General features: G+C 69.4%; 23 protein-coding genes. 11 read left to right on the forward strand and 12 right to left on the reverse strand.

All coding sequences use genetic code 11. The features are described 5' to 3' along the window. Window positions 1–58 precede the first annotated feature (58 nt). Complete coding sequence (locus tag K343_RS0103525) at window positions 59–514, forward strand: Rrf2 family transcriptional regulator (RefSeq protein ID WP_028006877.1); 456 nt, start codon at window positions 59–61, stop codon at window positions 512–514. Continuing rightward, window positions 504–1,403 carry an NAD(P)/FAD-dependent oxidoreductase gene (locus K343_RS0103530; RefSeq protein WP_028006878.1) on the forward strand — a complete coding sequence of 300 codons (900 nt, stop codon included), beginning with the start codon at window positions 504–506 and terminating at the stop codon, window positions 1,401–1,403. The genes K343_RS0103525 and K343_RS0103530 overlap by 11 nt, the downstream gene beginning before the upstream one ends. Before the next feature lie 249 nt (window positions 1,404–1,652). Here the strand turns inward: K343_RS0103530 and K343_RS0103535 are convergent, their stop codons facing one another. From K343_RS0103535 to zwf, 4 genes are all read right to left on the reverse strand, one after another. Beyond that, window positions 1,653–3,791, reverse strand: a complete 2,139-nt coding sequence (locus K343_RS0103535; RefSeq protein WP_028006879.1) for a TonB-dependent receptor family protein — start codon at window positions 3,789–3,791, stop codon at window positions 1,653–1,655. 123 nt (window positions 3,792–3,914) lie between these two features. Next, window positions 3,915–4,817: an SIS domain-containing protein gene (locus K343_RS0103540; RefSeq protein WP_020650195.1), complete on the reverse strand. Its 903-nt coding sequence runs from the start codon at window positions 4,815–4,817 to the stop codon at window positions 3,915–3,917. Further along, complete coding sequence (gene pgl, locus K343_RS0103545) at window positions 4,814–5,539, reverse strand: 6-phosphogluconolactonase (protein WP_043112095.1); 726 nt, start codon at window positions 5,537–5,539, stop codon at window positions 4,814–4,816. The genes K343_RS0103540 and pgl overlap by 4 nt, the downstream gene beginning before the upstream one ends. Before the next feature lie 4 nt (window positions 5,540–5,543). Then, on the reverse strand, window positions 5,544–7,004 hold the full coding sequence (zwf, locus tag K343_RS0103550) for a glucose-6-phosphate dehydrogenase (RefSeq protein ID WP_028006881.1): 1,461 nt from the start codon (window positions 7,002–7,004) through the stop codon (window positions 5,544–5,546). Window positions 7,005–7,279: 275 nt separating this feature from the next. Here zwf and edd point away from each other — a divergent pair, with 275 nt between their 5' ends. Together edd and K343_RS0103560 are read left to right on the forward strand one after the other, a co-directional pair. Next, window positions 7,280–9,139: a phosphogluconate dehydratase gene (gene edd / locus K343_RS0103555; RefSeq protein WP_028006882.1), complete on the forward strand. Its 1,860-nt coding sequence runs from the start codon at window positions 7,280–7,282 to the stop codon at window positions 9,137–9,139. A 27-nt stretch (window positions 9,140–9,166) separates the two neighbouring features. Next, window positions 9,167–9,802, forward strand: coding sequence for a bifunctional 4-hydroxy-2-oxoglutarate aldolase/2-dehydro-3-deoxy-phosphogluconate aldolase (locus K343_RS0103560; protein WP_028006883.1), 636 nt, complete (start codon window positions 9,167–9,169; stop codon window positions 9,800–9,802). A gap of 37 nt (window positions 9,803–9,839) precedes the next feature. Here the strand turns inward: K343_RS0103560 and rhaT are convergent, their stop codons facing one another. From rhaT to K343_RS0103595, 7 genes are all read right to left on the reverse strand, one after another. Beyond that, entirely contained in the window at window positions 9,840–10,907 is a 1,068-nt protein-coding gene (rhaT, locus tag K343_RS0103565; RefSeq protein WP_028006884.1) for an L-rhamnose/proton symporter RhaT, read from the reverse strand. Window positions 10,908–11,013: 106 nt separating this feature from the next. Then, complete coding sequence (locus K343_RS0103570; protein ID WP_028006885.1) at window positions 11,014–11,889, reverse strand: amidohydrolase family protein; 876 nt, start codon at window positions 11,887–11,889, stop codon at window positions 11,014–11,016. A 186-nt stretch (window positions 11,890–12,075) separates the two neighbouring features. Beyond that, window positions 12,076–12,867, reverse strand: a complete 792-nt coding sequence (lra1, locus tag K343_RS0103575) for an L-rhamnose 1-dehydrogenase Lra1 (RefSeq protein ID WP_043112098.1) — start codon at window positions 12,865–12,867, stop codon at window positions 12,076–12,078. 61 nt (window positions 12,868–12,928) lie between these two features. Further along, the gene (rhmD, locus tag K343_RS0103580) at window positions 12,929–14,113 is read right to left on the reverse strand and encodes an L-rhamnonate dehydratase (RefSeq protein ID WP_028006887.1); all 1,185 of its coding nucleotides are present in this window, start codon (window positions 14,111–14,113) and stop codon (window positions 12,929–12,931) included. A gap of 46 nt (window positions 14,114–14,159) precedes the next feature. Next, entirely contained in the window at window positions 14,160–14,912 is a 753-nt protein-coding gene (locus K343_RS0103585) for an SDR family NAD(P)-dependent oxidoreductase (protein WP_028006888.1), read from the reverse strand. After that, complete coding sequence (locus K343_RS0103590; protein WP_028006889.1) at window positions 14,909–15,757, reverse strand: fumarylacetoacetate hydrolase family protein; 849 nt, start codon at window positions 15,755–15,757, stop codon at window positions 14,909–14,911. The genes K343_RS0103585 and K343_RS0103590 overlap by 4 nt, the downstream gene beginning before the upstream one ends. Window positions 15,758–15,961: 204 nt before the next feature. After that, window positions 15,962–16,930 (reverse strand): LysR substrate-binding domain-containing protein, encoded by a 969-nt coding sequence (locus K343_RS0103595; RefSeq protein ID WP_028006890.1) that lies wholly within the window; start codon window positions 16,928–16,930, stop codon window positions 15,962–15,964. A 168-nt stretch (window positions 16,931–17,098) separates the two neighbouring features. Between K343_RS0103595 and fliS the strand changes: the two genes are divergently transcribed. The 6 genes from fliS (at window position 17,099) to K343_RS0103625 (ending at window position 22,213) form a co-directional block, all read left to right on the forward strand. After that, complete coding sequence (fliS, locus tag K343_RS0103600) at window positions 17,099–17,506, forward strand: flagellar export chaperone FliS (RefSeq protein ID WP_043112101.1); 408 nt, start codon at window positions 17,099–17,101, stop codon at window positions 17,504–17,506. 1 nt (window position 17,507) lies between these two features. Beyond that, window positions 17,508–18,053 carry a PilZ domain-containing protein gene (locus K343_RS0103605; RefSeq protein ID WP_154662432.1) on the forward strand — a complete coding sequence of 182 codons (546 nt, stop codon included), beginning with the start codon at window positions 17,508–17,510 and terminating at the stop codon, window positions 18,051–18,053. 51 nt (window positions 18,054–18,104) lie between these two features. Beyond that, a complete protein-coding gene (locus tag K343_RS20825; RefSeq protein ID WP_039748963.1) occupies window positions 18,105–18,740 on the forward strand; it encodes a response regulator in 636 nt (211 codons plus the stop codon). A 129-nt stretch (window positions 18,741–18,869) separates the two neighbouring features. After that, complete coding sequence (rpoN, locus tag K343_RS20830; protein ID WP_043112153.1) at window positions 18,870–20,318, forward strand: RNA polymerase factor sigma-54; 1,449 nt, start codon at window positions 18,870–18,872, stop codon at window positions 20,316–20,318. A gap of 37 nt (window positions 20,319–20,355) precedes the next feature. Next, entirely contained in the window at window positions 20,356–20,739 is a 384-nt protein-coding gene (locus K343_RS0103620) for a response regulator (RefSeq protein WP_028006893.1), read from the forward strand. Next, complete coding sequence (locus tag K343_RS0103625; RefSeq protein WP_028006894.1) at window positions 20,732–22,213, forward strand: sigma-54 dependent transcriptional regulator; 1,482 nt, start codon at window positions 20,732–20,734, stop codon at window positions 22,211–22,213. The genes K343_RS0103620 and K343_RS0103625 overlap by 8 nt, the downstream gene beginning before the upstream one ends. 79 nt (window positions 22,214–22,292) lie before the next feature. On the opposite strand, the gene K343_RS0103630 is transcribed toward K343_RS0103625, so the two are convergent. Continuing rightward, window positions 22,293–22,739, reverse strand: a complete 447-nt coding sequence (locus K343_RS0103630; protein ID WP_028006895.1) for a MerR family transcriptional regulator — start codon at window positions 22,737–22,739, stop codon at window positions 22,293–22,295. A 143-nt stretch (window positions 22,740–22,882) separates the two neighbouring features. Between K343_RS0103630 and K343_RS20835 the strand changes: the two genes are divergently transcribed. After that, window positions 22,883–23,812 (forward strand): MBL fold metallo-hydrolase, encoded by a 930-nt coding sequence (locus K343_RS20835; protein WP_051277910.1) that lies wholly within the window; start codon window positions 22,883–22,885, stop codon window positions 23,810–23,812. Window positions 23,813–24,030 lie beyond the last annotated feature (218 nt).

Raw genomic sequence — 24,030 nt, forward strand, 5'->3', positions numbered from 1 at the left:
GCCGGCGCGGGCGCGGCGGCACTTTACTTCCGCGATCTTAAGTAACAATATTTGTTACATGAAAAAGGACAGCCGACTTTCGTCGATCCTGCACGTGCTTCTGCACATGGCGCACAGCGATCGGTCGATGACATCCGAAGAGCTCGCCACTTTTCTGCAGACCCATCCGGTGGTCGTCCGGCGCACGATGTCCGGCTTGCGCGAGCTCGGCTATGTGCGCGCGACCAAAGGCCATGGCGGCGGCTGGATGCTTTGCGCGAACTGGCAGACCGTGACGTTGCGCGATATCTACGACGCCGTCGGTTGCCCGCCGGTTTTCGCGCTCGGCCATCGGCTCGAAGAGCCGCAGTGTCTGGTCGAGCAGGCCGTCAACGAAGCGCTGGACGACGCGTTCCGCGAGGCCGAGGCCCTGCTGATCGGGCGGCTGGCGCACGTCACGCTCGCCGATCTGGCGGCCGACTTCAGCCGGCGCTGCCGACAGCGTCCGCAACGGAGGATCGCGCATGGCCATTGAGCCGGCATACGAGGTGATCGTCGTCGGGGGCAGCTACGCCGGACTCTCGGCGGCGCTGCAGTTGGCACGTGCCCGCCGGCGCGTACTGGTGATCGATGGCGGTATCCGGCGCAATCGATTTGCACCGACTTCGCACGGCTTCCTCGGACAGGACGGACGCGCGCCGGGCGATATCGTGGCGGATGGCCGGGCGCAGCTGCTTGCTTATCCGAATGTGCATTGGCATGACGGCGAAGTACAGGATGCGCTTCGCGACAGTGAAGGCTTCATCGTGTCGTGCGGCGATGGATTTCGCGCGAGCGGCGCGCGGCTCATCCTGGCGACCGGTGTGCGTGACGAACTGCCGGCGGTGGACGGCCTGGCCGAACGCTGGGGGCGCTCGGTATTCCACTGCCCGTACTGCCACGGCTATGAACTGCACGAAGGGCGAATCGGGGTGATCGCCGTCGGCGCGCTGTCGATGCATCACGCACTGATGCTGCCGGACTGGGGACGGGTGACGTTCTTCGTCAACGGCAGCTTCGAGCCGGACGATGCGCAGCGCGCGGCGCTGACGGCACGCGGTGTGAGCCTCGAGGGGCGCGGCATCGCGTGCGTGAGCGAGGTGGCGACGGTCGTGCTCGCCGACGGAAGCCGATGCGTGCTTGACGGCCTGTTCGTGGCGAGCCGCCTGCGCATGGCCAGCGCGTTGGCCGAATGGCTCGGCTGCGACTTCGACGAAGGTCCTCTGGGGAGGACGATTCGCACCGACGCGACGAAGAGGACGACGGTGCGGGGCGTGCTCGCTTGCGGTGACGCGGCGCGCATGGCGGGCAGCATTGCGCTCGCCGTCGGTGACGGCACGATGGCCGGCGTGTCGGCGCATCAATCGCTGATGTTCGGATGGTGAGAAACCGGGCGCCGGCAGTTTCCGGATGGCCGCGGCGTCATTGCCGATGACGGCTGCGCGTCGATATCGCCCGGAGGCCGCTGCGGAGCCGAGGCGCCCGGGCGGCACGTCGCGGTTCGCCGCCGCCGTGCCCGCGGCGTGACGGCGGTCGATTGATCTGCGGGTCGGATCGCCCGGTGCGTGCCGACTTCGGTCGCGAGTGCCCCCGCGGGCGGTGAACCGCCGCGCCGGCGCGAATGCCGCGGCGCCCTATTCCTTCCAGCTGATACCGAAGCCCGCGAGCACCGCAAAACCCGGCCCCGGTTCGTAGTAGCGGCCGTTGCCGTCGTTGACGATCACCGAGCCGACGTAGTCGCGGTCGAACAGGTTGTCGAGCTGGACGAAGGTACGCAGGCGCAGCGCCGGCAGATCGAAGACGTAGCCGCCGTCGAGTCCGACGATTGCGTACGAGGGCGCGGATTCGCTGTTGCGGTCGTCGACGGCGACGCGGCTCAGGTAGCGCGCGTCGAGGCCGGCGTGCCAGCCGCGCTCGCCGCCCCAGCCGAGGCGCGCGTAGAGATTCGATTCCGGAATGCCGGGAATGCGCGCGCCGGCCGGGATGGTCGTGTTGAGCGCGGTGCACGGTGTGCCGGAGCAGGCCTGGTAGTCCTCGCGCACGCGCGCGTTCAGCAGCGTGTAGGCGAGGTCCAAGCGCCAGCGCCCGGCGAAGCGGCTCGACAGTTGCGCCTCGGCGCCCTGGCGTCGCGTGCGGCCGGCGTTGCCGTAGGCGGTGCGGCCGCCGCTGTTGCTGAGCACGACCAGCTCGTCCTTCGTTTCGGTGTCGAACACCGCAAGCTGCGCCTGCGTTTGCGCGCCGAGCTTGAACTTGGCGCCGAGTTCGGCGTTGTCGCTGCGCGCGGGCTTGAGCGCGAAGTTGAGTCCGGCCTCGGCGGGCGTCGTCGCCTGCTCGATCGGACGGTAGGCGAGCTCGGCGAAGGTCGGCGTCTCGAAGCCGCGGCCGTACGAGCCGTACAGATGCACGCGCTCGCTGGCACGGAACAGCAGTCCGGCGACCGGCGTGACCGCCGCATAGTCCTTGCTGCCGCTGTCGTCCGGATTGCCGCTGGCGATGTAGCGGTCTTCGGACTTGAAGGCGACGCGGCTGTTGCGCAGGCCGGCGCTGACGTCCCAGCGTTCGGCGAAGCGCCAGTTCGCCTGCAGGTATTGATCGAAGTTCCAGACCGTGTTGATCTCGTTGCGGCGCAGGCGGCCTTTCACGCCGAGCTCGCTGCCGACGAAGTTCTCGTAACCCTGGCGATGCTGGCGCAGATCGTCCCAGGCGAGGCCGGCGACCAGCGTCCACGGCCGTTCGGGGCTGCCGCCGCGCCAGCGCCAGCGGGCCTCGGCGCCGCCGTAGTCGGTCGACAGATCGACCACGCCGCCGGCGTGTCCGGCGTTGTTCGTCTGCGTCGCGGCCGGGATCGCCAGGAACTGCTCGACGCCGCGGCCGCCGGCGTAGGCCATTAGCTCCAGGCTCTGCGCGTCGCTGAAACGGTGTTCCCAGATCGTGCCGCCCTGCGTCTGGTCGACGTGCTTGCGCGTGTCGTACTGCAGCGCCTGCGGCGCCGCCTGCGCCGGGTTCTGCTCGAACTGGGCGCGCGTCAGGCCGAGCGGATCGAGCGCTTCGGGCGAAGCGAAGGCATTGAGCACGAGCGTGACGCGGTCGCGTTCGCTGGCGTGCAGATTCAGCTTGCCGTTGAACGAGCGGCGCTCGGCGGCGCTGTGGTCGCGAAAGCCTTCGGTTTCGAAGTTCGAGAACGCGAGGTTGTAGTCGGCGGCGCCGAACGTGCCGTTGGCGCCGAGGCTTTCGCGATAGCTGTCGAAGCTGCCGCCGGCGAAGCCGCCGTAGACGGTCGGCGTGCCGCCGTCGGCGGTGAACAGCTGGATGACGCCGCCGGATGAGTTGCCGTACAGCGCCGAGAACGGGCCGCGCAGCACCTCGACGCGGCCGGCGCTGGCGAGGTTGAAGTGCGAGATCTGGCCCTGGCCGTCCGGCTGCGTCGCCGGAATGCCGTCGACATAGAGCCGCACGCCGCGGATGCCGAACGCCGAGCGCGTTCCGAAACCGCGGATCGACAGCTGCGTGTCCTGCGCGTAGTTCTGGCGATCGCGCGCGAGCAGGCCGGGAATGTCGGCGAGTCCTTCCGACAGATTGACCGCGAGCGTGTCGTCGCGGAAACGGCGGCCGTCGATGACGTCGATCGAGGCCGGCACGTCGAAGGCGGCCAGCGGCGCGCGCGTCGCGGTGACGACCACGGTTTCGACGTCGCCGGCTTCGGGGGCGGCGGTCGCGTCGAGGCTGCAGGCCAGCGCCAGCGCGCCGGCCGTCAGGCCGGAAGCAATACGCATCACGAGAAAATCCTCCGCTGCGCACGCGCCGGGCCGGCGGTCCGCTGGTTCTTGTGTTCGGAGCGGTCGATTCTCGGTGCGCGGCGCCGCTGCCGCAAGCCGTGCGCCCCGGCGCACGGCGGGTTATTCGCCTTCCGGGCGGTGCACGCGCTTGTCGCGCAGCGTCTGCTTGCCGCGTTCGAGACGCTTGAGCAGCGCCGGGCCGAGTGCGAGTGCGGTGCCGACCGCGAGCACGTCGAGGATCGCCAGATGGGCGATGCGCGAGATCATCGGCGTGTAGACGTCGGGGTCCTCGGCGACGTCGGCGGCGAGCGTGACGGTCGCCAGTTGCGCGAGCGGCGAGCCGCTGGCGGTGATGGCGATGACGCCGGCGCCCGATTCGCGTGCGATCTCGACGGCGGCCAGCATGTCGGTGGTGCGGCCGGTCGCCGAGATCGCCACGACCACGTCGCCGCGGCCGAGCACGGTCGCCGCCATCAGCATCGTGTGCGTGTCGATGTACGCGACGCAGGGCGTGCCGTAGCGGAAGAACTTGTGCTGGCCGTCGAGCGCGACGATGCCGGAGTTGCCGATGCCGTAGAAATCGAGACGCCGTGCCTTGGCGAGCAGCTTGACGGCACGCGCCAGTTCGCCGCCGTCGAGATGATTGCGGACGTCGAGCAGGGCGCCGATCGTGCGATCGAAGACCTTCGGTGCGACCAGCTCCAGGCTGTCGTCCGGGCCGACGTCCTGATGCACGAAGGGCACGCCCGAGGCGAGGCTCTGCGCGAGACGCAGCTTGAACTCGCGGTAGCCGGAGAAGCCGAGCGCGGCGGCGAAGCGCGCGACCGTCGGCTGGCTGACGCCGGCGCGATGCGCGAGCTCGGCGATCGACAGATGCAGCACCTCGCCGGGCTGCGCGAGCACGAATGCGGCGACCGCGCGTTCGGACTTGCGCAGCGTTTCGCGGGTCGCCGCGATGCGGGCGAGCAGCGAGCTCTGCAGGTGCTCGCCGACGGCGGCGCTGAAGCGGGGCGGTGTCTTCATGGGTTGTAGAACAGCTGCAGCGGCGGCACCGGCTGGTGCACGAACGCGGCGATCGGCGCCGCCGTCTCGGCGCCCAGCGCCGCGGCTTCGAGCACGGCGCGCTTGCGCTCGCCCTGGATCGCGAGGATCAGGCAGCGCGTGCCGAGCAGCGCGCGTCGCGTCAGCGTCAGGCGCGCGTGCGCGGCGGTCGTCGGGTAGGTCGCGACCACGCTGCGCTGCGTCTGCGGATCGAGGCCGGCTGCGGTGCCGCGCGCCTGCGGGAACAGCGAGGCGGTATGGCCGTCGTCGCCCATGCCGAGCACGACGACATCGAACGGTCGCGGCCACTGCGCGACGCGCGCGTCGGCTGCGTCGGCCGCGGCCTGCGCATCGAGCGGCGCCGCATACAGCGGCTGGAAGTCGGCGCACGCCGCCAGGTTCTGCAGCAGATGCGCACGCACCGCGCGGGCATTGCTGTCTTCGCTGTCGGCGGCGACGCAGCGCTCGTCGACGAGGCCGACGCGCACGCGCGCCCAGTCGAGCGGCTGCCGCGACAGCGCGGCGAAGAACGGCAGCGGACTGCGGCCGCCGGAGACCAGCAGCTGCGCCGACTGGCGGGCGGCGAGCGCGTCGCGCAGCGCGTCGGCGACGAAGCCGGCGAGCGCCCGTGCCGCGGCGTCGGCGTCGGGCAGCAGGTGCTGGACGACCGTGGCGGGCAGGGCGAGCGCTTGCGGTTCCGGCACGGCTTCAGCTCTCCTCGTGCCAGGCCAGGCCGTCGCGCGCGATCAGCGCGCTCGCGGCGGTCGGCCCCCAGGTGCCGGCCGGATACGAGCGCGGCGGCTGGCCGCTGCGCTCCCAGGCGTTCATGATCGGCTCGACCCACTGCCAGGCCGCGTCCTGTTCGTCGCGGCGCATGAACAGCGTCAGCCGGCCCTCGATGACGTCGACGATCAGACGTTCGTACGCGTCCCATTGCCGCGTGCGATAGGTCTCGGCGAGCGCGACGTCGAGGAAGATCGGCTGGATGTCCATGCTCTGGCCGGGAATCTTCGCCATCAGGTCGAGGCGCAGGCCCTCGTTCGGCTGCAGGCTGATGACCAGGCGGTTGACCGGCTCGCCGCAGGTGGCACGCAGGATCGGGTGCGGCACGCCGCGGAAGGTGATGACGATCTCGGCGAGGCGCTGCTGCATGCGCTTGCCGGTGCGCAGATAGAACGGCACGCCGGCCCAGCGCCAGTTGTTGAGCTCGGCCTTGATCGCGACGAAGGTTTCGGTGCGGCTCGACGCCGGGATGCCGTCTTCCTCCAGATAGCCGGGCACCGGCTTGTTGCCGATCGCGCCGGCGCGATACTGGCCGCGCACGGTGCGGCTCGCCACTTCCTCGACGCCGAACGGACGCAGCGCGCGCAGCACCTTGAGCTTTTCGTCGCGCACCATGTCGGCATCGATGCTCGCCGGCGGTTCCATCGCGACGATGCAGAGCAGCTGCAGCAGGTGGTTCTGCACCATGTCGCGCAGCGCGCCGGTCGAGTCGTAGAACTCGCCGCGGCCTTCGACGCCGACCGTCTCGGCGATCGTGATCTGCACGTCGCGGACCCAACTGCGGTTCCACAGGGGTTCGAACAGCACGTTGCCGAAGCGCAGCGCGATCAGGTTCTGGACCGTTTCCTTGCCGAGGTAATGGTCGATGCGGAAGATCTGCTGTTCGGCGAACACGCGGCCGACGTCGTCGTTGATCGCGCGCGCCGAGGCGAGGTCGCGGCCGAGCGGCTTCTCGAGCACGACGCGACTCAGCGGCGTCACCAGTGCCGCGGCACCGAGATTCGCCGAGATGCCGGCGAACAGACTTGGCGCGGTCGCCAGATAGAACACGCGGGTGCGCTGCTCGCAGCCCTTGAGCCGCTCGGCGAGCGCCGCGTAGTCGCCCGGCTGCTGCGCATCGAGGCGCACGTAGTCGAGGCAGGTCGCGAACGCGGCCCAGGCTTCGTCGCTGAAGTCCTTGGCGGCGACATGCCGGCGACAGTGTTCGAGCGCGAGCGCGACGTAGGCCTCGCGCGTCATCGCCTGGCGGCCGATGCCGAGCACGCACCAGCCTTCGGTGCTGTCGCTGTCGCGATGCCGGTAATAGAGCGCCGGCAGCAGCTTGCGCATCGCCAGGTCGCCGCTGCCGCCGAAAAGGATGAAATCGAATGCGCCGAGTGCTGCCATCGCTGTCGCGCCTGCGGGAGGCGGCTCCGTCTCGAGGCCGCGCCGGGCGGCCGGGGTGATCGTGATTTGTATGAATACTACATAAACGGCCGGCCGGCGAGAAGTTCCGGCCGGCGGCTTTCACGCCCGGGTCACGGGTCCGTCATCGCAAATTCACAAGGAAATCTGCTGCGACGCGGTGTTCTGCGGCTGGCCCGCGCCCGGCGAGTCTTGTAGTATTCATACAAATCCGGGCATGAACTGCGCGGCCCCGCGCCGCCGCAAGAGGAAACGCCATGAGCCTGCATCCGCTGGTCGCCGAAGTCACCGAGCGCATCCGTTCCCGCAGCCGGCCGGGCCGCTCGGCCTATTTGCAGCACGTCGAGGCGGCGCGCCGGGAAGGCACTGCGCGCGGCCGCATTTCCTGTACCAATCTCGCGCATTCGTTCGCCGCCGCCGGCGAAGGCGACAAGGACGCGTTGCGCGCGAACGCCTGGCCGAATCTGGCGATCGTCTCCGCCTACAACGACATGCTGTCGGCGCACCAGCCGTACGAGCGGTTCCCGGCGCTGATCAAGGCGGCGGTGCGCGAGGTCGGCGCGGTCGCGCAGTTCGCCGGCGGCGTGCCGGCGATGTGCGACGGCGTGACGCAGGGCCAGACCGGCATGGAGCTGTCGCTGTTCTCGCGCGACGTGATCGCGATGGCGACCGCGGTCGCGCTTTCACACAAAGTCTTCGACGCGGCGCTGTGCCTCGGCGTCTGCGACAAGATCGTGCCCGGGCTGTTGATCGGCGCACTGCAGTTCGGCCACCTGCCGACGCTGTTCGTGCCGGCCGGGCCGATGACCAGCGGCATCGCCAATGCCGAGAAGGCCAAGACGCGGCAGCTTTACGCGCAGGGCAAGGTCGGCCGCGAGGCCCTGCTCGAATCGGAGATGAAGTCGTATCACGGCCCCGGCACCTGCACGTTCTACGGCACCGCCAACAGCAACCAGATGCTGATGGAGCTGATGGGCCTGCATCTGCCGGGCGCCGCCTTCGTCAATCCAAACACGCCGCTGCGCGACGCGTTGACGCGCGCCGCCGCGCAGCGCGCCGCCGCCATCACGACGCAGGGCAGCCTGCGCGACGGCCGCCGCGAGGCCGAGTACACACCGATCGCCGAGATCGTCGACGAGCGCGCGATCGTCAACGGCATCGTCGGGCTGCTCGCGACCGGCGGCTCGACCAACCACACCATTCACCTCGTCGCGATCGCGCGCGCCGCCGGCATCCTGATCGACTGGGGCGACTTCGACGCGCTGTCCGCCATCGTCCCGCTGCTGGCGCGCATCTATCCCAACGGCGACGCCGACGTGAACCACTTCCACGCCGCCGGCGGCATGGGCTTCCTGGTTCGCGAGCTGATCGAGGCCGGCCTCGTGCACGAGGACGTGCAGACGGTCGCCGGTCCGGGCTTGTCGCGCTACACGCAGGAGCCGTTCCTCGACGGCGATCGCCTCGTCTGGCGGCCGGCGCCGCGCACGAGCCTGGATCGCGAGGTGCTGCGCGGCGTCGCCGAACCGTTCAGCGCCGACGGTGGCCTCAAGCTGCTGCAGGGCAATCTCGGTCGCGCAGTCATCAAGGTCTCGGCGGTCAAGCCGGGGCATCGAATCGTCGAGGCGCCGGCGATCGTCTTCGACGGCCAGGACCAGATGCTGGAGGCGTTCAAGCGCGGCGAACTGCATCGCGATTTCGTCGCCGTGATCCGCTACCAGGGCCCGCGCGCCAACGGCATGCCGGAACTGCACAAGCTGACGCCGGCGCTCGGCAGCCTGCAGGACGAGGGCTTTCACGTTGCGCTCGTCACCGACGGCCGCATGTCCGGCGCGTCCGGCAAGGTGCCGGCGGCGATCCATGTGACGCCCGAATGCCTCGCCGGCGGGCCGCTGGCGCGCGTGCGCAGCGGCGATCTGATCCGCCTCGACGCCGAGACCGGCGTGCTCGAGGTGAAGGTCGGGGCCGCCGAGCTGGCCGCGCGCGCCGTCGAGCACCCCTCGCTCGAAACCAACGGCTGGGGCCTCGGCCGCGAACTGTTCGCCAACGCGCGCGCGCAGGCCGCTGGCGCCGAACAGGGCGCGATCTCCTTCAACACCGCCATGGGCGCGCCGTTCTAGCGCGCCGCTTCCTTCAAGGAAAGACAGATGAACAAGCAGGCGACGATCGCCGAAGTGATGAACGCGGGGCCGGTGATGCCGGTGATCGTGATCGACCGGCTGGAATCGGCGGTGCCGCTGGCGCGCGCGCTGGTCGACGGCGGCGTGCGCGTGCTGGAGGTGACGCTGCGCACGCCGGTCGCGCTGGCGGCGATTCGCGAGATCGCCGCGGCGGTCCCGGAAGCCATCGTCGGCGCCGGCACGATCCTCAACGAGCAGGACCTCGCCGACGCGCAGGCGGCCGGTGCGCGCTTCGGCGTCAGCCCCGGCGCGACGCCGTCGCTGCTGCGCGCGGTCCGCGCTGGTGGCCTGCCGTTCCTGCCGGGCGTGATGACGCCGTCGGATATCGTCGCCGCGCTCGGCGAGGGTTTTTCGGCGGTGAAGTTCTTCCCGGCCGTGCCGGCCGGCGGCGTCGAGATGCTGAAGGCTCTCGCCGGGCCGTTCCCGCAGCTGCGCTTCTGCCCGACCGGCGGCATCAGCGCCGCGAACGCGCGCGACTTCCTGGCACTGCCGAACGTCGATTGCATCGGCGGCTCGTGGCTGGCGCCGAAGGCGCGGGTCGAGGCCGGCGACTGGCCGGCGATCACCGCGCTCGCACGCCAGGCCGCGGCGCTCGGTGCCTGAGCAGGTGTTGCGCCGCTGAAAGCGGCGGCGCGGCCGCTCAGCGTGCCGGCGCGGCCTGCAGCGCGTTGCCGTAACCGACGATCAGCACCGACAGAAGGATCACGGCGATGCCGAGCAGCACGGTCGCCAGCGTGGCGCGGCTGCTGCCCTTCCATTCCCGCAGCAATAAGCCCCAGGCGTTGGCGATGACGATGATGAACGCCATGTGCAGGATCCACGAGCTGGCGCCGTTGCTCAGCTTGCTGGCGCCCATGCCGTAGAAGAAAAACTGCAAGAACCAGATCGTTCCGGCCAGCGCCGAGAACGTGTAATTGGCGGCGAGCGGCACGCCGCGCCGCGCGTAGTCATGCCAGCTGCGATTGCGCAGGTTCAGCAGCACGCACCAGATGAGATTGCTCGTCAGCCCGCCCCACAGCAGCACGACGAAGACGACATTGTTCTGGAACAGCGGATTGGCGCCGCCGGCGACCGCGGCGCGGGCCATCGCCTGGCCGGCTTCGATGCCGAAGTTGAAGCATGCCGACAGCACGCCGGAGATGATCGCAACGGCGAGGCCGAGCGTGAGATTGAACTCGCCGATGCTGGCTTTCTTGTCGGCTTCGGGCTGCGAGTTTTCCTTCATCATCCCGGCCTTGCCGCAGATCGCGATGCCGGCCAGGCAGACGACCACGCCGGCGAGCACCCAGCGGCCGCCGGCCGTATGCAGCATGTGCGTGAAGGTCTCGCCATCGACGCCGGCGAGATCGCGGAAGATCGGCGGGATCAGCGCCCCGAACGCCGAGCACAGGCCGAGCACGACCGACATGCCGAGCGACAGGCCGAGGTAGCGCATCGTCAGACCGAAGGTCAGGCCGCCGATGCCCCAGAGCACGCCGAGCAGATAGGTCCAGAACAGCGTCGCGGCGGGCGTCGCGGCGATGATCGCGGCGAAGCCGTCGATCGTCAGCCAGGCCGCGAGCCAGGGCACGATCAGCCACGAGCAGAGACCGCCGACGATCCAGTAGCTCTCCCAGGCCCAGCCGCGCACCTTCTTGTACGGCAGGTAGAAGCTGCCGGACGCAAAACCGCCGACGAAGTGATAGAACACGCCCAGCAGAACTTCCACGAGTCGCTCCTCTCAGCTGACGATGCGGGCGTGCGATACGTGGTCGCGCGCCTCGGATGATGCGTGAGGGGCGGTCGCCGCCGGAGCGCCGGCGGCGGACCGCTCCCTAGATCCGGTAACAGCGTTCGGCGTTGCCGACGAACAGCGCCGCGCGTTCGCTGGCCGAAGCGCCGGCGACGATCTCGGCATAGGCGTGCCACAGCGCGCCGTAGCTCGAATGCAGGCCGTCGATCGGAAAGTTCGAAGCGAACAGACAGCGCGACGCGCCGAAGGCTTCGATCGTTTCGAGCACGTACGGACGGAGGCTTGCGGAGGTCCAGCGATGGTCGAACATCGCCAGGCCGCTGATCTTGGCGACCACGTTTTCGCGTGCGGCGAGCCGGCGCAGTCCTTCGCGCCATTCGCGCTGGCCAGCCCGGTCGCGGTCGACGCACATGCCGGCGTGGTCGAGGATGAACAGCGTGTCGGGGTGGCCGGCGGCGACGTCGGCGGCGAGCGTGGCCTGTGACGGATAGATCTGCAGGTCGAACGACAATCCGTATCGCGCCAGCAGGCGCAGGTTGGCGCGCCACTGCGGCTCGTTCAGGTAGTGGCGGCCGACGTAGTCGTAGCGCGGGTCGGCGTGTACGTTGAGAATCTGGCGGATGCCGCGCAGGTTCGGCGTTTCGGCGAGTGCGGCAAGCTGCGTGGCGGCGTCGTCCCGCGACAGATCGAGCATTGCGACGATGCCCTGCGGATAGCCGTCGCGCGCGGCCAGCGACTGCAGCCAGCGCGTCTCCGCCAGTGCGTCGCTAGGATTGGCTTCGACGTTGACGATCTTGAGGACTTCGATGTCGCCGGCGCCGGCCAGCAGTTCGCGGTCGGTATAGCGACGCGGCAGCTTGCGGTTGTCACCGGAGTAGGCCTCGCCGGCCGGCATCAGCCACGGCAGCGGCACGATCTCGAGATCCCAGAGATGGACGTGCGGATCGACGATTTTCACGACGGCTCCGGGCGGCGGCTCAGTGCAGACGGGCCATCGGCCGCGATGACCGCTTCGCCGGCCGAGGACCGGGATGCAGGTGCAGCGGCACGAAGCGCGTCCCGCTGTCACGGCGCCGGGGATATGCGTCAGCCGCGGCCTGTTCGGGCGGCATGCGCAGGGCGCGGATGCGTTCCATCGCGGCACTCACTGCAGATTGACGAACAGACCGCCGTCGACCAGCAGCGCGGCGCCGTTGACGTAGGCCGCCATCTCGGAGGCGAGGAAGACGACGACGTTGGCGATGTCGACCGGCTGGCCGAGTCGGCCGAGCGGAATGCGTCCCTTCATGTACGCGAGCTTCTCTGGCGACGAAAGATCATCGGCGTTGAGGTCGGTCGCGATCGTTCCGGGCAGCACCGAGTTGCAGCGGATGCCGTATGGGCCGAGCGCGATCGCGCAGGACTGCATCAGCGAGTGGAGGCCGGCCTTGGTCGGCGTGTAATGCGCCTGCATGCCGCCACCGACCAGCGCGCTGATCGAGCTGGTCGCGACGATCGCCCCGCCGTGGCCCTGTTCCTTCATCTGCCGCGCGACCGCCTGCGTGACGTAGAACGCGCCGTGCAGATTGACCTCCATCGTGCGCCGCAACGTTTCGAGCGGAATGTCGAGGAAGGCATGGAACGGACAGATGCCGGCGTTGGCGGCGAGCACGTCGATCTTGCCGAAGGCCTGTACCGCCGCCGCGACCAGCTGTGCGCCGGTGGCCGGATCGGCGACGTCGCCTTCGAGCACGACGACGCGACGGCCGAGGGCCTCGATTTCGTCAACGACGCTGTCGACCGCCGATTTCCGGCCGTAGCCGGCGTCGTTGTCGCGGTAGTAGTTGAGGGCGACGTCGGCGCCATGGCGCGCCGCTTCGACGGCGATCGCGCGGCCGATGCCGCGTGATCCGCCGGTCACGACGACCGATTTGTTCTCGAGCAGTTTCACCAGCATCTCCTCCGTGGTCCCCGTCTGATCTGCGTGCCGCGGGGTCAGGTCTGCGCCGTGCGCGCGCTCAGCGCGGGTACGGCCGGTGCAAGGTGCAGGCCGGATTCAGGCGCACGCCGAAACCCGGCTTGTCGAGTGCGGCGAGGCTCAGCCGTCCGTTCACCGGGACCGGCTCGTCGAGCAGCAGCGGATGGAACATCGGCACGACTTCATCGGCCTTCGGCGCCATCATCAGAAACTCGGCGAACGGCGAGTTGTGGCGCGTGATGACAAAATGATAGCTGTAGACCGACGAGCCATGCGGAATCACCAGCGCTCCGCGTGCGTCGGCGAGTGCCGAGATCTTGATCAGCTCGGTCAGGCCGCCGCACCAGCCGACGTCCGGCTGGATGATGTCGCAGCAGCCCATCTCGAGCAGCATGCGAAAGCCCCAGCGCGTCGCCTCGTGTTCGCCGGTCGTCACCAGCATGCCGCGCGGCGCCTGACGCTTGAGCTCGGCGTAGCCCCAATAGTCGTCGGGCGACAGCGCCTCCTCGATCCACTTCAGGCCGTGCGCGTGGGCGTGCTGCGCGAGCCTGATCGCGTAGTTGAGATCCAGGCTCATCCAGCAGTCGTACATCAGCCAGAAATCCTCACCGACACGGGCGCGCATCTCGGCGAGCTCGGCGATGTTCTTCTTCAGGCCTTCCTCGCCCTCGGCCGGACCATGATGCAGGGGCATCTTGCCGCCGATGAAGCCCAGCTTCCTGGCGAGGTCGGGACGGGCACCGGTCGCGTAGAACTGCAGTTCCGGGCGCACCGCGCCGCCGAGCAGCTGGTGCACCGGTTCGCCGCGCAGCTTGCCGAGCAGGTCCCACAGCGCAAGATCGACGCCGGAGATCGCATTGACGACGAGCCCCTTGCGTCCGTAGTACTGCGTCGAGAAGTACATCTGATCCCAGATCTTCTCGATCTCGGCGACGCGCGCGCCCTCGACGAAGCGCGCCAGATGCTTCTCGACGATGTAGGCGGCCGGCTCGCCGCCGGTCGTCACGGCGAAACCGACCGTGCCGTCGCTGGCCTCGATCTCCACTACCAGCGTGCCGAGCACGTTGATGCCAAAGCTCTGCCGGCTCTGGCGATACTCCGGATAGCGCGCCATCGGCGTGGCGATATGGTCGTCGATCCAGTGCCCGTCGCCCTGGTCGTGGTAGTCGGCGCCGCCGCCGCGGACGACGTAGGCGCGCACCTGCTTGATGGTCGTCAAACGCATCGAGGAGCTTCCTGAACTTGCGAGAGTGATTCCGATGGCGGGGGCGTCAGTACGTCGTCCGGCCGCCAGAGATGTCGAAGGTGCTCGCCGTCGTGAAGGAGCAGTCCTCGCTCGACAGCCAGCAGATCATCGCCGCGGTCTCCTGCGGCTCGCCGAGGCGGCCCATCGGGATGCGCGAGCGCATGTACTCGATGTGCTCGGGCTTCATCTGCGTGAGGATCTCGGTGTTGGCGGTCGCCGGCGTGATGCAGTTGACGAGAATGTTCTTCGTCGCCAGCTCCTTGCCGAGCGACTTGGTCAGGCCGATCAGGCCGGCCTTCGACGCGCTGTAATGGGATGCGTTCGGATTGCCTTCCTTGCCGGCGACCGAGGCGATGTTGACGATCCGTCCGTAGCCGTTCGCCAGCATCGACGGCACGATCGCGCGCACGGTCAGCACCGGGCCCATCAGGTTGACGTCGAGTACGCGGCGCCAGACGGCCGGATCGAGTTCCCAGGTCGGACCGTTGCCGCCGGTGATGCCGGCGTTGTTGACGAGGATATCGATCTTGCCGAAGCGCTCGCGCGTCGCCTGCGCCGCGGCATCCACGGCGTGTTCGTCGGTCAGCTCGACGGTCCGGATCGCGACGCGCTGCGGCTGCGCGAGCGCCGTCTGCGCCTGCTGCAGGCGCTCGGCGTCGATGTCCCACAGCGAGACCGCAGCGCCGGAAGCGAGCATGCGCTCGGCGGTGGCGTAGCCGATGCCGCGCGCGCCACCAGTGATGACGGCGACGCGGCCTTCGAGATCGATGCGGTTCACGGTCGCGCCTGCACGGTGCGCTGCTGCTGGACGCCGAGGCCTTCGATGCCGAGGCGCATCGTCTGCCCGGCGCGGAGGTAGACCGGCGGGCGCTGGCCGAAACCGACCCCGGGCGGGGTGCCGGTCGAGATGACGTCGCCCGGCTGCAGGCTCATGAACTGGCTGACGTACGCGACCAGATAGGCGACGTCGAAGATCATCGTCCGCGTGTTGCCGCTCTGGTAGCGGCGGCCGTCGACCTCGAGGAACATGTCGAGATTCTGCACGTCGTCGATCTCGTCGCGGGTGACGAGCCAGGGGCCGAGCGGCGCGAACGTATCGCAGCCCTTGCCCTTGTCCCACTGGCCGCCGCGCTCGAGCTGGTAGGCGCGCTCGGACACGTCGTTGACGACGCAGTAGCCGGCGACGTGCTCGAGGGCCAGCCCGGGCGGCACGTACTTCGCGGTCTTGCCGATGACGACGCCGAGCTCGACTTCCCAGTCGGTCTTCTCGGCGCCCGGCGGAATCTCGACGTCGTCGTGCGGGCCGACGATCGCGCTCGACGGTTTCATGAACAGCACCGGTTCGGTCGGTATCGCCATGTTCGATTCGGCGGCGTGGTCGCTGTAGTTGAGGCCGATGCAGACGATCTTGCCGACGCCGCCGACGCAGGCGCCGTAGCGCGGCGTGCCGGTCACGGCCGGCAGGCTGGCCGGATCCAGCGCACGCAGGCGCGCCAGCGTGTCGGGCAACAGAGCCGCGCCGGCGATGTCGGGCACGTGCGCCGACAGGTCCCGCAACTGTCCCTGCGCGTCGACCAGGGCGGGCCGTTCCTGTCCGGGCCGGCCGTAGCGTGCGAGCTTCATGCGATTCCTCCGGTGCCGCTTGTGATTCGGATGTGACGATGCATGATCGCCGAGCGATCGATGACGATCCAATTGAAAAAAAGCTCCGGTCGATAGCAAAACACGATGCATGCGCGCGCATGGGCGCCGCGACGAGGCTCGGTCGCGCCGTTTCGATCGATCGCAGGAATGCCGACGGTGGCGCGCCGCCGCAGGGGACTCGCGTCAGGCTTCCGTGGCCGCGCCGCCGGCGACGCGCGGCGTCTGCGAGTACTGGCGCAGCAGCGCCGCGAAGCGCTCCGCCGGTTCGGCGAGGGTCTCGTGCTTGCGCGTCAGAATCCCGAAGCCTTCGAGGTTGCGGCCGATCTCGATCGGCAGCATCACCAGCAGCTTGGCGCGCAGATGGTCGCGCACCACCGGCTCCGGCAGCATCGCGATCGCGTCGCTGTTCTGCACCAGTTGCAGCGTCGCGAAGATCGAGCCGCATTCGACGACGTTGCCCGGCGAGGCCAGGCGCGCGTGCGCCAGTTCCTCTTCGAACAGGCGGCGCGCCGGGCTCGTCAGCGGCTGCAGGACCCACGGCAGCTCGATCAGCTCGGCGAGGCGCAGGCTGTGCCGGCTGCCGAGCGGATGGCCTGCGCGGACGATCAGCCGCATCGATTCGTTGGCGAGCGGTTCGAAGTCGAATTCGTTGTGCTGCAGCGGATGCGTGAAGCGGCCCAACGCGAAGTCGATCTGCCCGCGCTGCAGCAGTTCGACGATCTGGTCGCTGGTTTCGCCGAGAATGCGCACGTTCAGCAGCGGCCGCTCGGCCTTCAGGTCGGCGACGGCCATCGCCAGCAGATCCGGCGCCGCGCCCATGATCGCGCCGACCGTCAGCTGGCCGTGGCCGCCCCGGCGCTTCACCTCCAGTCCTTCGGCGAAGCGCTGCAGATCGGTGAGGGTACGGCGCGCATAGGCCAGCGTCACCTGACCGAGCGGCGTCGGATGCAGGCCGCGAGCGCGGCGCTCGAACAGCAGGAAGCCGAAAGCTTCCTCGATGTTGGCCAGCATGCGGCTCGCGCTCGGCTGCGCGACGTTGATCTCGGCGGCGGCCTGATGAAGGTTGCCCGTTTCGTCGAGCGCAACGAGCAGCGACAGATGCTTGAAGCGTAGGCGGTTGACCAGCGCCAGCACGGAGCGGGAAGTGCTCATATACGTTTTATGTATCGATTGGCGAGAATATCGCATGGGTCTGATATCGATCGCCCGATTATAGTCAGGTCCCGCATCGCGCCGCCCGCAGCGCGCCGCGGGCGGATGCCAGCGCCTCGCCCATTCAAGAAGCCGCCGGTCGCGCCGATACCCGCAGCATCGGGTGCGATGCACCCCGCCAGCGAGGAAGCCGCCGTGTCGTATGCCGCCGTCCGCCAGTACCAGGATGCCTCGACCAGCACCGTCAGCGCCGAGCTGTCGCCGCATCGCCTGACGGCGATGCTGTTCGACGGCGCGCTGGCGCGCCTGGCGACGGGCCGCGGCGCGATGGCGCGCGGCGAGCTCGCGATCAAGCTGCGCACGATGTCCGGCGCGCTGGCGATCGTCGAGCATCTGCGCGCCTGCCTCGACCATCAGGCCGGCGGCGCTGTCGCCCGCAACCTCGATGCGCTGTACGACTACATGCTGCGCCGTCTGGTGCACGCCAACGCCAGCAACGACGTCGCCGCGGTCGACGAGGTGATCGGCCTGCTGCGGCCGCTGCGCGAAGCCTGGGACGCGATCGGCGAGCGCTGACGTGCCATTGCCCGGCCTCAGCTATCGCGACCGGCTGCCGCTGACCTGGCAGACGGCCGAAACGGACGGATTACCGGCCGACTGGGCCGTGCAGAACCAACGCATGCTGACGGCGCTGGCCACGCTCGACGAGCGCACGCGCATCGAGCCGGAGACGCCGGGCGCCCAGGAATTCGAGCGCCTGCATCACAAGTTCGACCTGATGATCGAGCTGCTCGGCGCGCTGTTGCGCGCGGCGCAGCCGCTGCCGGCGCCGCGCCCCGTGTGCGTCGGCGCCGAAGGTCTGGCCTGGCCGCTCGATGCCGACGCGCCGCAGCCCGGCGCCTGCGTCGACGTCCGTCTCTACCTGCATCCTTCGCTGCCGGCGCCGCTGCAATGGCGCGGCCGGGTCCTCGCGCATGAGGAGGGCGACGTGCTGCTGCAGTTCGCGCCGTGGCCGGAGGCGCTGGCCGCCGCCGTGGAGCGCCACGTGTTCACCCGGCACCGTCGGTCTGTCGCTGGTGCACGTTCGCCAGTTCAGCGCGGAGACGGCGAAACGCGCACATAAAATCCGTTACCTCAGTGTTACACCCTATTCAATGAGGAACGGAGCCTGCCGATGCGAGTGGTACTGGCGGAGCCGCAGAACCTGGTCCGCGCCGGCCTGCGCCGGTTGCTGGAAGAACATGCCCACGCCGAGATCGTCGGTGAAGCCGCCGACGGGTCCCAGCTGCTCGAACTGACGGGCCGCCTGCGGCCCGAAGTGGTCCTGACCGAGCTCAACCTGCCGCAGATTTCCGGGCTCGAGGCACTGGCGCAGATCCGCCGCCATTACCCGGAGGTCGCGGTCATCATCCTTTCGTCGCCGACGGATGGGCATCACGTGCGCGTCGCGCTGCGCAGCGGCGCCGCCGGCTTCATCGCCAAGGATGCCGAGCCGATGGAGCTGAGCCTGGCGCTGCGCGCCGTCGAGCGCCATCAGATCTATCTGAGTCCGGCGATCTCGCACAAGGCGATCGAGCGTCGCGCCGACCAGCGCCTCGAAGACGCGGCGGTGCTGACGCCGCGCCAGCGGCAGGTGCTGCAGCTGATCGGCCGCGGCAAGTCGACGAAGGAAATCGCCGCGCTGATGGGCATCAGCATCAAGACCGTCGAGACGCATCGCGCGCGTCTGATGCAGGCGCTGGGCCTCTACGGCACCAACGCGCTGATGCGCCATGCGATCCGCAGCGGCCTCGATCACATGCTGGTGTGATGGCGGAATCTCGTCGCAGGTCGGGGCAACCCCGACCTGCGGTGGGGAATAATTTTCTTTGGAGATATCGCTGAATTCGTAACAGTGTGTCAGCCGATTCGTTCAGGGTCGCGAACAGGGGACATGCCGATGACGAAGATGAATGTGCAGGCCCGCATGGGCCAGCAGATCGCGATGACGCCGCAGCTGCTGCAGTCGATCCGCCTGCTGCAGCTGTCGACGCTGGAGCTCGAGCAGGAACTGCGGCAGGCGCTGGCGCAGAACGTGATGCTCGAAGGCGAGGACGACGAACCCGCATACGCCGAGCCGGCGCCGGCCGAGGATGAGCGCCAGGACGTCGAGGTCAGCGGCTGCGACGCCGCCGCGACCGGCCGCGTCGAGGCCGATTTCGACTGGTCGGTGCGCGAATCGTGGAGCGGCGGCGAGCCGGTCGACGAGGACGGCGAACGCTGGGAAGCGCGCGTTGCCGCGGCGCCGCAGACCGATGCGCGCCTTGCCGCGCTCGAACAGCTGCGTCTGGTCGTCGCCGACCGCCGCCAGGCCGCGCTCTGCGCTGCGATCGTCGACGCCGTCGACGACAACGGCTATCTCGAACAGCCGCTCGACGGCATCGCCCGCGAATGCGGCGTCGAACCGCTCGCCGGCGACGCCGAGATGGCGGCGGCGCTGCAGCTGGTGCAGCGCCATGTCGAGCCGAGCGGCTTCGCCGCGCGCGACCTGCGCGAATGCCTGACGCTGCAGCTCGACGCGCAGCCGGCAGCGACGCCGGGCCTGACGCTGGCGCGCCGCATCGTCGACACCGGCCTCGAACGGCTCGCCGCGCAGGACTACGCCGCGCTGGCCGCCGCGTTCGACGCCGACCACGCCGCGCTGCACGACGCGCTCGACCTGATCCTGAGCCTCAATCCGAAGCCGGCCAGCGCGCTGGCCGCGCCGGCCGAGGCCGCACTGCCGGATCTGATCGTCACCGGCACCTCGGGCAACTGGCGCGTCGAGCTCAATGCCGAGCGCCTGCCGCGCGTGCGCGTCAACGCCGCCTACGAGCGCATGCTCGGCGCCGTCGCGCATCGCGCGCTGCGCGAGCAGCTGCAGGAGGCGCGCTGGCTGGTGCGCGGCCTGGAAATGCGCCACGACACGCTGCTGCGCGCCGGCCGCGCGATCTTCGAGCGCCAGCAGGGCTTCCTCGAACGCGGTGAGGAGGGCATGGCGCCGTTGACGCTGCGCGAGATCGCCGACAGCATCGGCATGCACGAATCGACCGTCTGTCGGGTCAGCAGCAACAAATGGGTGGCGACGCCGTGGGGCGTCTATGAATTGAAGGCATTCTTCCCGTCACAGATCGCGGGACGCGGGCAGGAAAGCTCGGGCACGGCGGTCAAGGCCTTGATTCGCAAGATCGTCAATGCCGAGAACCGCCAGGCGCCGCTGAGCGACGGCGAGATCGCCGCGCTGCTCGCGCGACAGGGAATCGAAGTGGCGCGCCGGACCGTGGCCAAGTACCGCGAGGCGATGCGCATCCCGCCGGTCAAAGGGCGCGGCGCGCAGAACGTGGCACGGCGTTTGCCGCTGGCGGGCTGATCGAACAACGGGGACGCGAGTCTCGGGGGGCGGGGCGGTGACGAAAGTGCGGACGCTGCTGGTCGACGACAATCGGCCGTTCCTGATCCTGGCGCGGCATCTGCTCGCCGGCTTCGCCGAGATCGAGGTGGTCGGCGAGGCCTACGACGGCGAGGAAGCCGTGCGCGCCGCCGAAGAACTGCAGCCCGAGCTGATCATCATGGATCTGGCGATGCCGCGCATGGGCGGGCTGCAGGCGACGCGCCTGATCAAGGCGCAGGACGCACCGCCGGTCATCGTCATCGCCTCGCATTACGACGACGCCGCGCATCGGGAATTCGTCGCCCAGGTGGGCGCCGAAGGGTTCATCAACAAGCGCAACTACGAAAACGACGTCATCCAGCTGGTACGTCGTCTGTTGCGGGAGAGGGGTGATGTCTGAGTCTCGCGTGCTGGTCATCGAAGCGGACGCCGCGCGTGCCGAGGTTCTGCGCGCGGTCCTCGAATTCATCGACTATCGCGCCAGCGTGGTCGCCGACGCCGGCGAGCTGACGCTGGCCGCGCAGAAGCCGCAGGACTGGCTGGCGGTCATCGTCGGCGACAGTCCGCAGGACAGTCTCGACGCCTTCGTCGCCTGGCTGCGCCGTGATCGCCGCCATCCGCCGCTGATCGTGCTGCAGCCGCAGCACGAGGCGCTGCTCAACCGCTACGGGCTCGACGCCAGTGCCTGCCTGCCGCTCGATGTGCCGGTGCGCTATGCGCAGCTCACCGAGCATCTCAAGCGGGCCGGCCTGCTGCAGATGGAGCAGGAGATCGGCGCCAAGCGTCTGAACGGCCCGAGCGGTAACTCGACGGCGATCCGCCGCGTGCGCAAGCTGATCGAGCAGGTCGCCGCCTTCGACACCACGGTGCTGATCACCGGCGAGTCGGGCACCGGCAAGGAAGTCGTCGCGCGCGCGATCCACGATCGCTCGGTGCGCCGCGACCAGCCGTTCGTCGCCGTCAACTGCGGCGCGATTCCGTCGGAGCTGCTCGAGAGCGAGCTGTTCGGCCACGAAAAGGGCGCCTTCACCGGCGCTATCACCGCGCGCCGCGGCCGCTTCGAAATGGCCGACGGCGGCACGCTGTTCCTCGACGAGATCGGCGACATGCCGCTGCCGATGCAGGTCAAGATCCTGCGCGTGCTGCAGGAGCGCACCTTCGAGCGTGTCGGCGCCAACCGCAGCTCGCACTGCGACGTGCGCATCATCGCCGCCACGCATCGCAACCTCGAGGATGCCATCGTCAAGGGCGCGTTCCGCGAGGATCTGTTCTACCGCCTCAACGTGTTCCCGATCGAGACGCCGCCGCTGCGCGAGCGCACCGAAGACCTGCCGCTGCTGATCGAGGATCTGATCCAGACGCTCGAACGAGGCGGCCACGGCTCGGTACGGCTGGCGCCGGACGCGGTGCATGCGCTGCGCAGCTACCACTGGCCGGGCAATGTGCGCGAGCTGTCGAACCTGATCGAGCGTCTGGCGGTGCTGCATCCGCGCGCGCTGGTCGACGCCGCCAGCCTGCCGAAGCGCTACTGCCTCGACGCGCCGCTCGCCGCGCCGGCCACGGCCGCGATGGCGGACAGCGCCGGCGAGCACTACTACGGCACGACCTCGATCGCGGCGATGCTGCCGCCGCCGGAAGCTTCGCTCGTATCGTCGGCGCTGTCGCTCGGCGATCTGCCGGCCGAAGGCATGAATCTCAAGGACCACATCGAGGCGATCGAGCTGTCGCTGATCCGCCAGGCGCTGGCGCAGGCCGGCGGCGTGGTCGCGCACGCGGCGAAGCTGCTCAACACGCGACGCACGACGCTGGTCGAGAAGCTGCGCAAGTACGGCCTCACGCGCGAAGCCGGCAACGACATCGAGCTGGCTTCCTAGCGCACGCCGGCTGCCGGCGCGCCTCGCTGAAGGCGCCAGTCAGGGCTTCTGTTAGCGCTACTGGTGCTACCGGAAGCCCCTAGCGCGCCGGCACGGGCACGCTGTCGTCGACCGCTTCGGTGCCGCGCACCTGCTGTAGCACCCGCTCGAGGTTCGTCGTGCCGCTGACGCCGGCGGGCTTGGCCTCGATGCCGCCGATGATCGCCAGCAGCCGCTGGCGATTGCCGGCCAGCCGGTGCTGCAGGCGCTCGATCTCGCCGACCTTGCGCCTGAGGCTGGCGAGCAGCTCGTCCTGCTGCCATTGCCGGGTCCCCGACGACTGCGGCAGCAGCGCGCGAATCTCGTCGAGCGTGAAGCCGCAGCTCTGCGCGCTGGTGATGATCTCCAGCACCTGCAGCGCCTCGGGCGGATACTGGCGATAGCCGTTCGCGCCGCGGCGCGCGAAATCGAGCAGTCCGCTGGCCTCGTAGAAGCGGATCCGCGAAGCGGCGAGGCCGCTGTGCCGGGCAAGTTCACCGATCTTCATGGACTTCGCGCGCCTGTTGACCTTCAAGCTGACTTCAAGCTTAGCGTCGGCGCCTCGGCCTGACCAATCGCCGCGCCCGAACTTCTCCGGTGCCGCGCGGGATGGACACGCCCATTGCCACGAGAACACAGAAGGAGGACATCATGAAGAAGCTGTCGGGGGCCGCGGCCGTCGTGCTGCTCGCCGCCATGCTGGCGTTTGCCTGGACTTTCACGCCGCAGACGCTGCCGGTGTCCGCGGTGCCGGGTGCGCAGTTGCCGCCGCCGCCGGCGGTGCGCGCGACGATCGCGGTCGCCGAGACCGGCGCGCTCGATTCGAATGCGCTGTTCGCCTACCGCGGCGGCGGGTTCGAGCCGCGCCAGTTCGGCATGGACGTCTTCGTCGTCCGCCATCCGCAAGGCACGCTGCTGTTCGAGGCCGGCTTCGGCCGCCATCTGCGCGAGCATCTGCAGAGCGTGCCGTGGCTGATGCGCGTGCTGTCGACGGTGCATCCGGCGACGCCGCTCGATGTCCAGCTGAAGGCCGCCGGCCTGCCGCCGGAGCGGCTGGCGGGCGTGTTTCTGACGCACACGCACTGGGACCACGTCGGTGCGCTGCAGGATCTGCCCGGCGTGCCGGTGTACGTGCCGCGCGTCGAGCGCGACTTCATCGCGCACGGCGGCGAGGCCACCGCGCTGCTGCGCAGCTTCGGCGCGCTGAACTACCGTCTGTACGACTTCGAGGGGCCGCCGTACGCCGGCTTCGCGGCGAGCCATGACGTGTTCGGCGACGGCAGCGTCGTCATCGTGCCGGCCGGCGGGCATACGCCCGGCGCCGTCGTCGCCTTCATCCGCGGCGCCGAGCACGACTACGCGCTGATCGGCGATCAGGCCTGGCAGCGCGAGGGCGTCGACATTCCCGCCGAGAAGCCGTGGCTGTCGCGGCTGATGGTCGACGCCGACGCGGCCGGCGTGCGCCATAACCTCGTCGACCTGCATCGCCTGCAGCAGGCCAATCCGCGTCTGCTCATCGTGCCGTCGCACGATCGTCGCGTGACCTCGACGCTGCCGCGGCTGGCGCCGGCGCAGTCCTGAGCGTCGCCGGAGCTTCTGAAAAAAAGCGCATACCTCGTCATGGCGAGGCGCCGTCGGCGACGAAGCCAGCGGCGCACGACGCAAGGGATGCTCTGGATCGCCGCGGCCGCGGCGTGGCCTCGCGATGGCGGAATCTTTCAGGCCTTCCTTGGCGGACCGGCGCTGCCTTGGCGCGCCGCCGTGCCGGCCCTGCTGCCGGCCGCGGACCGTCGCCGTGA

The sequence above is a fragment of the Solimonas flava DSM 18980 genome, assembly GCF_000426685.1.
GTDB lineage: Bacteria > Pseudomonadota > Gammaproteobacteria > Nevskiales > Nevskiaceae > Solimonas > Solimonas flava.